General features: G+C 70.9%; 14 protein-coding genes. 6 read left to right on the top strand and 8 right to left on the bottom strand.

Features of this window, described 5'->3' with window-relative positions; all coding sequences use genetic code 11:
- Positions 1–150: 150 nt before the first annotated feature.
- Entirely contained in the window at positions 151–486 is a 336-nt protein-coding gene (locus D7Y15_RS12210) for a ferredoxin (protein WP_120558865.1), read from the top strand.
- 60 nt (positions 487–546) lie between these two features.
- Here the strand turns inward: D7Y15_RS12210 and D7Y15_RS12205 are convergent, their stop codons facing one another.
- Both D7Y15_RS12205 and D7Y15_RS12200 read right to left on the bottom strand, forming a co-directional pair.
- A complete protein-coding gene (locus tag D7Y15_RS12205) occupies positions 547–1263 on the bottom strand; it encodes a Bax inhibitor-1/YccA family protein (protein ID WP_121752659.1) in 717 nt (238 codons plus the stop codon).
- A 74-nt stretch (positions 1264–1337) separates the two neighbouring features.
- Entirely contained in the window at positions 1338–2804 is a 1467-nt protein-coding gene (locus D7Y15_RS12200) for a hypothetical protein (protein WP_120578133.1), read from the bottom strand.
- Positions 2805–2973: 169 nt separating this feature from the next.
- On the opposite strand from D7Y15_RS12200, the gene D7Y15_RS12195 reads away from it, so the two are divergent.
- From D7Y15_RS12195 to D7Y15_RS12175, 5 genes are all read left to right on the top strand, one after another.
- A complete protein-coding gene (locus tag D7Y15_RS12195; RefSeq protein ID WP_233604909.1) occupies positions 2974–3414 on the top strand; it encodes a hypothetical protein in 441 nt (146 codons plus the stop codon).
- A 280-nt stretch (positions 3415–3694) separates the two neighbouring features.
- Positions 3695–4186 (top strand): hypothetical protein, encoded by a 492-nt coding sequence (locus D7Y15_RS12190; RefSeq protein WP_121752676.1) that lies wholly within the window; start codon positions 3695–3697, stop codon positions 4184–4186.
- Positions 4187–4226: 40 nt separating this feature from the next.
- Positions 4227–4838, top strand: a complete 612-nt coding sequence (locus D7Y15_RS12185; protein WP_121752658.1) for a hypothetical protein — start codon at positions 4227–4229, stop codon at positions 4836–4838.
- A gap of 10 nt (positions 4839–4848) precedes the next feature.
- Complete coding sequence (locus D7Y15_RS12180; protein WP_121752657.1) at positions 4849–6591, top strand: hypothetical protein; 1743 nt, start codon at positions 4849–4851, stop codon at positions 6589–6591.
- Positions 6592–6664: 73 nt separating this feature from the next.
- On the top strand, positions 6665–7213 hold the full coding sequence (locus D7Y15_RS12175; protein WP_120578130.1) for an isochorismatase family protein: 549 nt from the start codon (positions 6665–6667) through the stop codon (positions 7211–7213).
- Between the two features lie 25 nt (positions 7214–7238).
- Here D7Y15_RS12175 and D7Y15_RS12170 read toward each other — a convergent pair whose 3' ends face one another.
- The 6 genes from D7Y15_RS12170 to D7Y15_RS12145 form a co-directional block, all read right to left on the bottom strand.
- The gene (locus D7Y15_RS12170; RefSeq protein WP_120578129.1) at positions 7239–8111 is read right to left on the bottom strand and encodes a metal ABC transporter permease; all 873 of its coding nucleotides are present in this window, start codon (positions 8109–8111) and stop codon (positions 7239–7241) included.
- Positions 8092–8910, bottom strand: a complete 819-nt coding sequence (locus tag D7Y15_RS12165) for a metal ABC transporter ATP-binding protein (RefSeq protein WP_169820902.1) — start codon at positions 8908–8910, stop codon at positions 8092–8094. The genes D7Y15_RS12170 and D7Y15_RS12165 overlap by 20 nt, the downstream gene beginning before the upstream one ends.
- Complete coding sequence (locus D7Y15_RS12160; protein ID WP_121752656.1) at positions 8897–9757, bottom strand: hypothetical protein; 861 nt, start codon at positions 9755–9757, stop codon at positions 8897–8899. Before D7Y15_RS12160 ends, D7Y15_RS12165 begins: the two co-directional genes overlap by 14 nt.
- Positions 9758–9761: 4 nt before the next feature.
- The gene (locus tag D7Y15_RS12155) at positions 9762–10685 is read right to left on the bottom strand and encodes a metal ABC transporter solute-binding protein, Zn/Mn family (protein WP_120578140.1); all 924 of its coding nucleotides are present in this window, start codon (positions 10683–10685) and stop codon (positions 9762–9764) included.
- A gap of 22 nt (positions 10686–10707) precedes the next feature.
- Positions 10708–12066, bottom strand: a complete 1359-nt coding sequence (locus D7Y15_RS12150; protein WP_121752655.1) for a zinc-regulated TonB-dependent outer membrane receptor — start codon at positions 12064–12066, stop codon at positions 10708–10710.
- A gap of 101 nt (positions 12067–12167) precedes the next feature.
- Positions 12168–12587: a hypothetical protein gene (locus D7Y15_RS12145; protein ID WP_120578126.1), complete on the bottom strand. Its 420-nt coding sequence runs from the start codon at positions 12585–12587 to the stop codon at positions 12168–12170.
- Between the last annotated feature and the right edge of the window lie 193 nt (positions 12588–12780).

The raw sequence follows: 12780 nt of genomic DNA, 5'->3' as shown, positions 1-12780 counted from the left end.
CACTGACGGATGTTTGCTGGCAGTCCGTGCGCCGGGCGTAGGGGCGCTCCAGCGGCCCGGCGACATCAGGACCGGGCGGGGTGGGCCTGGACGGTCGCCTGCCGAACGGCGGCGTCGATTTCGCCGCCCGGGCGCGTTAGGAGGCGGACCATGCCGCCTCCCTTCGAACGCCACGTCTTCGTCTGCACCAACCGTCGCCCGGACGGCAACCCCAAGGGGTGCTGCGCCACCAAGGGAGGCGAGGAGGTGCGGGCGGCCTTCAAGGAGGAGCTCGACAAGCGCGGCCTCAAGCGCAGCATGCGCGCCAACGCGGCGGGCTGCGTGGACACGTGCGCCTTCGGCGTCTCCGTGGTCGTCTACCCGGAGGGCACCTGGTACGGCGGCGTGAAGGTGGAGGACGTGCCCACCATCGTGGAGGAGCACCTGGTGCAGGGGCGCCCCGTGGAGCGGCTGCTGATGCCCTTCAACAAGAAGGCGGAGCGCTGAAGGCGGTTTCCCGCCTCGCGCCCCGCCCTGGGGAACCACGTTGAATCCTACCGCCTGGAGCTAGTCGCGGCGGTTGCCCAGCAGGCGCAGCAGCGACAGGAACAGGTTGATGAAGTCCAGGTAGAGGGTGAGCGCGCCCACGATGCTCACCGCGGTCGCGCTCTTGAAGCCCGTGCCCGCGTGGTACTCGCGCAGCTTCTGCACGTCGTAGGCGGTGAGGCCCGCGAACACGAGCACGCCCGCGCAGGCCATCACGAACGACACGGCGCTGCTCTTGATGAAGAAGTTCACCACGCTGGCGATGACGATGCCGATGAGCCCCATGAAGAGGAACGTGCCCCAGCCGCTCAGGTCCTTCTTCGTGACGGTGCCGTAGACCGCCATCGCGCCGTAGGTCGCGGCGGTGATGAAGAACACCTGGCCGATGGAGCTGGCCGTGTAGATGAGGAAGATGACCGACATCGTCACGCCGGTGAGCGCCGCGTAGCCCGCGAACATGACCGCGGCTACCGGGCCGGACAGCCGGGGCGCCAGGATGGACAGGCCGAACACCACGCCCAACTGCACCAGGAACAGGGCCATCCGGTTCTGCACCGCCACGCGGAGCAGCGCCTCATTGGCCAGCGTCACCATCGCCATCACGCCGGTGAGCGCCAGGCCCGCGAACATCCAGCCGTGCACGCGCGACATGAACGCGCGCTGCGACTCCTGCACCAGGACGTCGTCCACCGCGCTCGCCCGCCCGCCCTGCCAGCCACCTGAAGATTCCCACGCCATGTGTTTCGTTTCCTTTCGGGCCGGGGACCGCTTCAGTCCCGGCCTCTCTTTAACGAGGACCCTTGGAGGACGCCTTAAAGGGCCTTCCAGGCCAGCAAAAGCTTCGAAGCGACTTCTGTCGTGATGAGGGGTAGCACGCCACCGCCACCCACGATGTTGACGATCTCCGACATGGACCCACGGCACACCCCGCCCCACGCGGGCTGCTTCGCGAGCCCAACAGACGCATACGCCGAGTAATCCACGAAGAAGGACGTGGGCAGCACCTGGTTCGTCCCGCAGAGCAGGTGCTCCTCCGGCTGAGTGTCCACCACCTCCTGCACCACGAAGCCGCCCTGCGCATCCGTCGCGGCGCGCTCGCACAGCTGCTCCCACGTCTTGGACTCGCCGTAGGCGCCCTTCACGCGCTCCTCGTAGGGCACCGTGCCCACGGAGCGGCCGAGGAAGACGGCCTTGCCGCCGTAGTCCCACGAGCGCTTGAGCACGAAGCGCGCGGGCTCCCGGGCCACGCGGGCCACGATGTCGTCCACCTGTGCGCCGTCCGGATCCACGCCGGGACCGTGGCGGAAGGGGCGCGTCCACGGCACCGACTCGCGCACCGCCTCCAGCTCCTCCGGTGAGAGGCCCGCGCGCTCCGCCAGCGCCGCGTCCGTCACCGCCTGCGACAGGAGCGCGAACGTCGCCTTCACCTCCACCTGCGAGGCGGGCGGGTTCAAGAACACGGCCTTCTTGCCCGGGACGACGGAGAGGAAGTCCTCCACCCAGGGGGCGGGGTTCTGCTCCAGCCGGCGCACGAAGAGGTGGCGGTAGACCAGGTCATACTTCTTGCCGTTCACCGTGAAGGCGTCGTCGCCGGACACATCCTCCGGATGCACCACGTCCGCGTCCGCGCCGAACTCGCGGAAGCGCTCGCACAGCCAGCGCAGCTCCGTGATCTGCGCGTCATTCTTGCGGCAGAGCAGCGCCACCGTGTCGGGCATCTGGCCGTTGCGTTCGGCCGCGTAGCCGTCCAGCAGCGCGCGGTAGAGCGCCAGCGCGTTGTTGCCGTTGAGCGTGAGCAGCGACGCGAGCGCCTTCTCCGGATAGCGCACGTGTCGCGCCACCACTTCGATGAAGGTGCGCGCCGCGATGTCCGAATAGCCCTGCATGGCCGGGATGGTGGCGTTCACCTCCAGCGCCCAGGGCCGGCCTCCGGACACGAAGTAGTCCACGCGCGTGGTGGCGAGCTTGCGGCTCGCCTCCCAGGTGCCTTGCGCCAGGCTGCGCTCCAGCGGCGACAGCGCGCCCAGCAGCAGCTCCGCGTCAGGGCCACCCAGGATGGCGCGCGCCATCTTCATCGTGGCGGAGGCCAGCTTCGCGGACAGGAGCGAGCGGCGTTTGATCTCCTCGGCGTCCAGGATGACCGGCGTGGCGGTGATGGGGATGGGCTGGGTGCTGCCATCCTGCTTCGTCACCGCGAGGCCGCGCTGGTAGGCGGTCTTCGCCAGCTCCGGTCCGAAATAGTGTGCCTGCCTGCGCAGGACATCCATGAGCTCGTGCACGCGCGGAACCTACGACCCCAGGGGCTCGTGGGTCCACAACCCGCGGATCCCGCCGCTGTTCCCTGTGTCCGCCACCTCGCCCTCCGGCCCCGGGCCAGGGCATCCCGGCTTGCACCGGGCAGGGAGGTCGCTTAAAAACAACTGAGTTGCTTTTCGAGACCGAGTCGACGTGAGCCGCCTCCGACGCCACCTCAGCACGAGTCGCTCCCTGCCGCGCCTGCTGGCGCTGCCGTGGGTGCTCGTGTGCGTGCTGGTGTACGTGGGCAGCGTGCTCCACTTCGCGCTCGTGCAGCACACCACGTGCCTGGAGCACGGGGACGTGATGCACGTGAGCGACGCGTCGTCCCACGACGGCCCGTTGGAGGAGGCGCTCTCCTTCGACGACGCGCGCGTGGCCCGGGCGCCGGTGTCGAAGGCCACGCCCCACGGTGGTGAGGCTCACTGCCACCACGCCTTCCTCCGCCGTGAGGCACCGCCTCCGGCCGAGACCGCGCCCGTCATGGCCGCGGTCTCCACGCGCTCCAGCCCCGCGCTGGCGGTGTTCCGCTTCCACGCGGCACCCGTCGCGCTGTTGAGGCTCGCGCCCAAGTCGTCGCCGCCGCGCGCTTGAGTCTTCCGCCGCCGTAGCCCGCCGTCCTGGCCCCCGTGTCTTCGTGGGCCGGGGTGCGCCGTGGCCACCGGAGTCCAGGGCGTGCGCGTTCCCGTTCGCTGAACGGATCCGCCGCACGCGCATGGCACCTCCGGCCACGTGCACGGGTGCGCGCTTCGTGCCGCGGTCCCTCCTTCCAGTCCCGTTCGTTCCTTCGCGGTCGCGCCTCTTGAGGAGCGGTGCGCGTGCGGCCCGTGCGGCTGGAGTTCCCGCAGTCCATCCCCGTGTCCCTGGAGTCCCCATCATGAAGAAGCTTCTGTCCGCCCTGCTGCTGTCCACCGCCCTCCTCGCCGCCGGTTGCGGTGGTGATGAAGAGGAAGCCCACGCCGACGAGGAGGGCTGCGAGCACCTGCAGGAAGGCCCCGCCGCCGCCGTCACCGCCGCTGTCAGCGGCATGGGCCCGGCCGTGAGCAATGACCACAAGCGCTACGACATCGCGCTGGTGGACATCGCTGGCGGCAAGGGCGGCGCGGTGTCCTTCGCCGTCTCCGAGGCCACCGACTACGTCCTCTACATGAGCGCCCCGGTCCCGGTGACGGTCACCAACAGCAGGGGTGTGGCCGTGGAGTTCGAGGAGAGCGCCACCAGCTCCTCGCTCTGCACGGACATCAAGGGCCGCCACGTCGTGCCGCTCACCGTGGGCACGCACACGCTCACCTTCGGGCCTTCGACGCTGTCCTCGGTGTCACTCGTCATCGAGGAGTCGGGCGAGCACGACCACGCCCACGACTGACCCCCGGTTCCTCTCTTTCCAATGAAGCCCGAGGCGCCCCATGTCCAAGGTCTCTTCTGGCAGTGCCGGTTCCCTGCTTCCCTGCGACGTGCGCCGCGACGGCGACCGTCTGTTCGACGTGGCCATGTGGTGCCTGGGCCAGGACGTGCGTTGCCCGGACGGCAACGTGCTGCTCCGGCGCGGGCTGGTGCGTGAAGCGCGTCCGCCGGGCGTGGAGGGACAGAGCGCGTACCAGGGGCAGCTCCTGGACGGGGGGCGCCTCACGCTGTGGGGCTTCGGCGCGCTGTGCGAGTCGTGCGGCGCCGCCATCTTCGTGCCGCGTGATGGCTTCGTTCCCCGGTGGGTGGACGAAGCGCGCGGCACGGCCTTCCGGGTGGAGGACGTGGGCGTCCGGCGCGCCGCGACCACGGGGCCAGAGCGCAGGGCGGCGCGGGCGGGACTCGCGCGGCTGGCGGACTGGCTCGCGGAGTACGAGGCGTGGGTGGCCCGCGACGTGGGCCTGGCCTGGCGGCGCGAGTGCCTGGCGGCGCGGCGCAAGGCGTCTCCCATCCCCGCCGAAGAGTTGTCGACCGCCTGGAGGCGGCTGGCCGTGCGAGTGCGCGCGACCGATGCCTCCGTGCAACACCATGCCGCTCCGATGACCGGAGCGTGAGGAGGACACCATGCTGGCACGTCTGTTCCGAGCCGATGCCCCGTCGGTCCACTCCCACGTCGCGTGGGAGGACCTGCCGGACGAAGCCCTTCCCACGCCGCCGCTCCAGGACGGGTTGGGAGACACACACCTCCAGGTGACGACGCAGGTTCCCCTGGCGCAGGCGTACTTCAATCAGGGCCTGCGCCTGCTGCACCTGGGCTGGGCGCTGGAGGCCCGGCGCGCCTTCGCGGAGGCCGCGCGACAGGATCCATCCCTCGCCATGGCGTGGTGGGGGCTCGCGCTCGCCCGGGGCGTGGGGCAGCGCTTCGCCGCGGACCGCGCGGAGGCCATCCGCAAGGCGCTGACCCTGGCGGAGGGCACCACCGACATGGAGCAGCGGTTGGTCGTCGCGGCCAGCCTCCTCGCGGACAAGGGCCCCGCCAATGGCAGACATGCCTTCGTGCGGGAGATGGAGTGCCTCATCGACCGCTTCCCCCAGGAGCCCGAGCCGCGCCTGCTGCTCGCGGGCTTCCTTCTGGACGGGTACGAGTCCGACGGGCGCCCCGGACAGGGACAGCCGTACGCGCAGCTGATTTTACGCGACCTGTTGCGCACGCACCCGAACCACGCGGGCGTGCACGTGGCCTGGGTGCAGGCATGGCTGCCCAGCGCCCGGCCGGAGACGGCGTTGGAGAGCGCGGAGTTGCTCCCGTCACTCGTGCCCGCGGGAAGCCCCGCGCTGCTCGCCGCCGGACGCCTGTTGCTGCGCGTGGGCAAGGCGGTGGAGGCGAACCGCATCCTCGAGTCAGCGGTGACGGCGGATGACGCGTATCTCGCGCGCGAGTCGCTGCCCCTCGACGTGGCGCCGAGCGCGGACACCGCTCTGCGCCTGCTCAGCGAAGGCTGCGTGGAAGTGGGGCAGTACCGGGGAGCGCAGGCCTGGGCGCGCAGGCTGCGGCAGCGCGTGGAGGCTTCAGGAGGCCAGCCGCAGGCGGTGCTCTTCGCCGCCACCACGCTCGTCGCCGCGCACCTGCGCTTCGGTTTCAGCCGGGCGGCGGCGGAGGTCCCCATGGAGCTGGGAGACGCGGCCACCATCGCGGAGGCGGGACTGCGTGACGCCGTGCGCCTGTACGCGAAGGGCGTCTGTGCGCTGGAGACGGGACGGCTGGGCGACGTGGAGCGCGCGTGCGGCACCTTGGATGCACTGGTGAACACCCTGTCGGAAGCGCCGCGCTCCGAGGGCCGCGCCCTATGCGCTCGCGACGTGGCGCGCACGGTGGAGGTCGCCGCGCAGGAGCTACGGGGCACGCTGGATGCGCGCCGGGGAGACTCCGGCCGGGCGGAGGCCGCGCTCACGCGGGCGCTGCGATTGGAGCGCCGCCTGCGTCCCGTGGGCCCCGCGCTCTTCTGCCGGCCGCCCCGTGAGACATTGGCCCGTGTCCGGCTGCGCTCCGGCCGCGAGGAGAAGGCCCTGGAGCTGGCGCTGGAGCGTGCAGGGGAGCGGCCCGGCTGCGGCCACTGCATGCTCCTGGTCGCGGAGGCCCACGTCGCCTGCGAGTGCATGTCCGAGGCGGAGCACGACTTCGCCGTGGTGCTGGACCTGTGGCGCGACGCGGATCCGCACCTGCCGGGCCTGCAACGCGCACGGGGCTTCGCGGCCCGGGGCCACCGCGGCCGCACGGCGCTCCGTCGGGTGCCAGACGTGGCCTCGGTGGACACCGCGCCCGTCCCCCGGGGTGGAGGAGCGCCCTGGACCGTTCACGGGGCCTGAGCCCGCACGCCGCCGCGCTTGACGCAGGCGCGGCCTTCGCGTCACTAGGGGTCATCCTCCAAGGAGCCGCCCCATGCCGTCGTTCCGCCTGAAGCCCGAGCAGGCCGCGCTGCTCGTCGTCGACATCCAGGAGCGCCTGTGCGCCGCGATGGACCGCGACGCCCTGGACCGCATGCTCGCGCGCACGGGCGCTGCGGTGGAGGGCGCGCGGGCCCTGGGCCTGCCCGTCATCGTCACGGAGCAGTACCCGCAGGGCCTGGGCCGCACGCACTCGCTGCTCAAGCTGCGCCTGGGTGAGTTCAAGCCGCTGGAGAAGATGGAGTTCTCCGCCGCCACGCCGGATGTGCTCTCCGTGCTGGGGGACCGCAAGCAGGTGCTCATCACCGGCATGGAGACGCACATCTGCGTCTTCCAGACGGCGCGCGACCTGGCGGAAAGCGGCCGGGAGCCGTGCCTGCTCGCGGACGCGGTGCTGTCGCGCTCGGAGGAGGACCGCCGCGTGGGACTGGAGCTGTGCCGCGACGCGGGCGCGCGCATCCTCACCGTGGAGTCGGCCCTGTTCGACATGCTGGGCCGCGCGGGCACGCCCGAGTTCAAGAAGGTGTCCGCCGCCGTCCGCTGAAGCAGGGACGACGGCGGCCCACCGCTTACGCCCTGCTCTTGAAGGGCTCGCGCACCAGGCGCACGAGCATCATCAGCAGCACCAGCACCCCGGACAGGACGGTCTGCGAACCGCCCACCGGGAAGTCGTAGAAGTACGCGAACAGGTATCCGCCCGCGCCCGCGATGCCGCCCAGCACGGTCGCCGTGAAGAACGTCCACGGCAGCCGCAGGTCCAGCACCAGCGCGGCGATGGCCGACAGCGTGGAGAACGCGAAGACGGGCAGGGCGCCCAGGGCCCGCGCGCACACGCCCACCATGATGCCGATGGACACCATCAACACCGTGTCCAGCAGCTTCACCGGCAGCCCCTGCACGGTGGCGCCAATGCGGTCGAAGCTCACGAAGGCGATGCCCCGGAACCACCACAGGTGCAGCACCATCAGCACCCCGCCGGCCACCGCCACCGCCTGGAGTTGATCCGGCGTCACCAGCACCGCGGTGCCGAAGAGGATGCCCTGGATGTCGTGCGCCTCCTGCGCGATGCGGTCACCCACCAGGATGGCCGCGCCGCCCGCGAAGGCGAACGCGCACCCCAGCAGGCTCTCCCGTGACAGCCGCAGCCGCGCGGGTTCAATCATCAGGAGCAGCGTGGCCGCGACGGACAGCACCACCGCGCCCACCAGTGGGTCCACGTGCACGCCCAGGTGGATCTCCGCGAAGAAGGCCAGGGCCACGCCCAGGCCCGCGGTGTTCGTCACCGCCGCGCTGACGAACACCATGCGCCGCAGCACCACGTAGACGCTGAGGAAGCCCAGCACGCACCCGGCGATGAGCGCGCAGAGGATGGGGTCACGGAACAGCTCCCAGCCCGCCTGGAACTGTTCCCACTTCGAGGGCTCAAGCAGGGTTGTTTCCACGGTGGGGTCCCTGGGGCGCGGTGTGGCAGTAGTCGTCGCCGTACTGGCGGCGGAAGGCGGGATGGCAGAACACGGTGCGCGCATCGCCCATGACGAAGCAGCGGTGCTCACGGTCCACGAAGAGGATGACGTCGGCGTGCTCGGCGGCGACGGACAGGTCGTGGCTCACCACCACCACGCCCAGGCCGCGGTCATGCGCGAGCGCGCACAGCCGCAGCATCGTCTGCTTCTCCGCCACCGCGTCCATCGCGGCGGTGGGCTCATCCAGCAGCACCACGTCCGCCTCGGTGGCGATGACCCGCGCCAGCAGCGCGCGCTGTTTCTCGCCGCCGGACAGGTCGCGGAAGGGCCGCTTCGCGATGCCGCGCGCGCCCGCCGTATCGAGTGCCGCCTCCACCTTCTGGCGGTCCGTCTTGTTGGGGAAGGGCCGGAGGAAGTTCCACCCGGACAGCCGTCCCCACCCGGTCAGCTCCCGCGTGTGCACGGGCAACAGCGAGTCGATGGCGGACATCTGCGGCACGTACGCGCTGCGGATGTGCGGCGCGCCCAGCGCGATGCGGCCGGACACCGGAGGAATCAGCCCCAGCAGCGTCTTGAACCAGGTGCTCTTGCCAGAGCCGTTGCGGCCCACCACCGCCACGAACTGGTGGCGGCGCACCACCAGGTCCATGGGCGGCAGGATGTCCTTGCCCCCGTAGCCGATGACGAGCTGCTCGCACTTCAGCAGCGGCTCGCCCGGCTCCGGCACCGCGGCGCGGTGGCCCCGGTCCAGCTCCGTCTCGTGATCACCGTGAGCCACGGTTCACCTCCGCGGTGGGGCTCAGCGCCGCCACCTTCTCCAAAAGCGCGGTGCGCACCGCCGCGTTCGCGGGCGCGTCCAGGTCCACCACGCCATCCGCTCCCACCGTCGCGGCGGACCAGTCCACCGCGTCGAAGAGGGCCGGCGTCAGCTCCAGCTTCAGGCCCAACGCCACGCGCGGTTCATTCTCCCGGTCGGACGGCACGTCCAACGCGCCGGTGAGCACCGCCACCGGCGTGGCCTCCGCGCCCGTCACCGTCGCGGTGAAGCGGAAGGGCAGGGCACCCGCGAAGCGCGCCGGGACGCGGCCATCGCGCACGCTGCCCGTCATCCGCAGACCCGTGACGGCCCAGCGTCCGCGGGACAGCGTCGTCTTGCCCAGCTCGCAGGCGGGCTTGCACGTGAGGTCGCGGGTCGCGGGCGCCAGCAGGTCCAGCTCCGCGTCCACCGGCAGGTTGGCCACGGTGACAGTGGTGCTGCCTCCGCCGCCCAGCTCCGCCTGGATGTCCTCGTAGTCCACGAGCGCCCCGGAGTCGCTGTGGCAGTGCCCGTTGTGGCACAGCGAGTAGCCCGGCGGTGGCGAGGACGGGTCGAACGTCGTGCTGCCTCCGCCCCCGGAGCTGGCAATCAGGTCGATGCTGCCCAGGCTCACCGTTCCGGTGTCCATGCGCAGCTGGAAGTCGGACGCGAGCGCCTGGTAGCCATCACCCGCATTGCGGCCGGACACCGGCGAGTACGCGGCCTGGACGGAGGGCTCGAGCACCGCGAAGCCCTCGCCCGCATCGAACGCGCACCCGGACAGCAGCGCGAAGGGAAGCAACCACGCCTGGGTTGGAAAGCGCTTCATGGCGTCATTGCCCCTTCCCGGCGAGGCCCTGCTCCAGGCGGCCCACCATCAACTCCAGGCGCTGCACGTACGTCTGGCTGGAACGGAAGTCGGTGCCGCCGGGCAGCGTGACGAGCGCGGCGGGAATCTTCGACGCCACGAGCTTCGCGATGTTGTCCGGGTAGTAGTCCTCCTTGAGGACCAGCTTCACCTTGTTGGCCTTGCCCTGCGCCAGCACCTGCGCGACGTGGGACGGGTTCGGCGGGATGCCCGGCTTGGGCTCCAGGAAGGCGATGGTCTTGAAGCCCAGCCAGTCCTGCAGGTACGCCGTCGTGCGGTGGTACGCGATGACGGGCACGCCCTTGAAGCCCGCGAGCCGCTTCTCCCAGCCCGTCTGCGCCGCCTGCAGCTCCTGCGTGAACTTCGCGAGGTTGGCCTTGTAGGTGGCGGCGTTCTTCTCATCCAGCTGCGACATGCGCGCTTCGATGGCGGCCGCCACCTTGAGTGCCTGCCGCGGATCATAGAGGTAGTGCGGGTTGCCGCCGGGGTGCACGTCGCCCTGGCTGCGGTCCACCTGCCCGGCGGGGATCTCCTGGAGGCTCACGAACCGCGACGCGTCCAGGTAGCCCGCGTTGCCCGTCAGGATGCGGTTGTTGCGCGCGCCCATCTGGAGCGTGGGCAGCCAGCCGATCTCCAGGTCCAGGCCCGCGGCGATGAGCAGGTCCGCGCGGTTGAGCGCGAGCGCCAGGTTCGGCTTGGCGTCCACGAAGTGCGGGTCCTGCGTGGGCAGCGCGAGCGCGATGACGTCCACCTTGTCCCCGCCCACGGTCCTGGCCAGCGCGGCCAGGTCCGGGAGGGTGGCGACGACCTTCAAATCCGCGCGAGCGGGAACGGCGGTGAGGCTGACGACGGCGGCGCACAGGGCCGCGAACAGGCGAAGGGAACGCATGGAAGGGCTCCGGAAGAAGAGGTCAGAACGCATGGGCACCGTGGGCGCCAGTCACGACTTCAAGGGCGAGGAAGGCCGAGTAGTCCGGCGACCCGCGCCAGCCCACCCGGTCCGTGGCGGCCTGCAGTCGCAGGCGGGAGAACTCGGTGGGCCAGAACGTCACCGACGCGGTGATGCGCTGGCGGTCGGAAATCCATTCGGGGTCGAGCGGATCATTCGCCACCCGGCCCTCCAGCGTCTTCGCGGCCGAGCCGAACTCGTAGCGCACGCCCGTGGCCCAGCGGTTGGAGAAGCGCCACACCGTCTGCGCGTAGCCGCCCCAGTCGGACAGCACGTCCTCCGGCACCTGCCTGCGGCGGTAGAGCACCTCCGCCTGGAACACCAGCTGCTGCGAGCTCTGCGACGTGATGGGCCGGAACTTCAGGTACACGTCCGTGCCGTAGATGCTGGTGTAGTTGCGGTAGCCCGTGGGGTTGGGGCCCGTGGCGACGGACAGGCCCCACAACAGCGACAGGTCGTCCGACAGCGGGAAGAACTGCTTCACCGCGCCGGTGAGCTGGAAATCCAGCGGTGACAGCACGCGCTCGGCGGCGGCGCCGAAGAAGCTGCGCGCGGTGGCCTCGCCCGTGGCGTCGGTGGCGCTGCCAATCACCTCCACGTACCAGGGCAGCGGCGTGAGCCAGGAGCCCTCCACGCCCAGGCCGCGGTTGCCCTCCGCGCCGAAGTAGCGGCTCATGATGAAGGGCTGATCCACGAAGTCCCACGCGTGCGGGTGCGTGGCGTTGATGCGGCCGAAGCGGGTGAGGAACTGGCCCGCGCGCACCTGGAGGTTGAGGGGCAGGTCCAGCGTGGTGACGTACGCCTCTTCAATCTCGACGCCGAACTGGCTGAAGACGAGGTTGCTGTCGAAGCGGAAGTACGGGTCCACCACGGAGCCGATGGACAGCTCCAACTGCTGGAGGTTGAAGCCGTTCTTCGTCGGGTCGTGCGCGCCGCCCTGGAGGGGCTCCTTGTTGGAGAAGGCCGCCAGGGCCATGTCCAGGATGAAGCTCAGGTTGAGGAAGTTGGTGCCGCTGGAGATGGCGTTGGGCAGCTTGAGCGGTGTCACGCCGGAGTCGTTCGTCGCGGTGGGTGACACCGGGGACGTGTCGCCGGACGGACGGGCGCGCGTGCTCGTGTCCGTGCCCAGCGCCTTCTCAATCTCCTCCATCTCCTCCGGGCTCAGCGCCGGAGTGTCCTCGGCGGGCGCGGGAGACTCGGAAGGTGGGGGTGACTCGGTGGAGGGCGGTGATGACTGCTGGGCCCACGCCGCGCTCGCGGACAGCTGCGCTGCGAGCACGACGGCGAGGGCGCGGGGATGCCTGCGCGGAAGGGATGACACGGATGTTGGCTCCTCGGAACCGGCCGGCCGTGGAGCATGCGCATGCGCACCCCGCGACGACCGTCGACCTGATGACCTGCTTCACGACACGACACGCGGAACTACGCGTGCGTCGGAGGCGAGGCCTTGGGCGCGGTGTCGAGGACGGCGAGCGGCGCGAAGGAACGGGGCGGCGCGGTGGCCGGGTGATTGCTCTCCACGCACGCCGAAGCGGAAGCGACGCCCGAACCCTGGAGGGCCTCCACCTGCGGGGCGGCCGTGAGCAGCGGGCACGTCTCGTGGTTGAGGGCCGTCGCGTCCGCCACGGCGGGCGGCACGGAGGCGACGACGGGGGCGCGCTCGGAGAAGCGGGACAGCGCGGGGTTCGCGCGCCGCGCGTCCTCTTCGAACGTCTGGTGCTGCGGACAGAACCGGTGCGCGTGCTGCTCCACGTGCAGCGCCAGACCCAGCGGCTGGGCACCCCAGAGCGCGACGAGCAGCATCGCGGTGAGGCGGGCAAGGGTGTGGGCGCGCGAGAGCATCTGAGGGTTCCCGGCTGGCTTACTGTCGGCCCCCGGGAGTGTCAAGGCAGCCTGGGTACACCGCCGAAACACGACGACAAGGGAACGTTGTTTTCATTCCAGACGTCCCTCCTTGCCGCATCGGTTAGGTTGGGCGCGCCAGCGTCACGCCCTTCGCGCCAGGAGTTCCGCCGCCCGTGCCTCCCTCCCGTTC

The organism is Corallococcus sp. AB030, assembly GCF_003668965.1.
In the GTDB taxonomy this organism is placed as follows: Bacteria; Myxococcota; Myxococcia; order Myxococcales; family Myxococcaceae; genus Corallococcus; species Corallococcus exiguus.
Note: the sequence above shows the minus strand (reverse complement) of the source record. Positions and strands in the feature narration are given on the sequence as shown.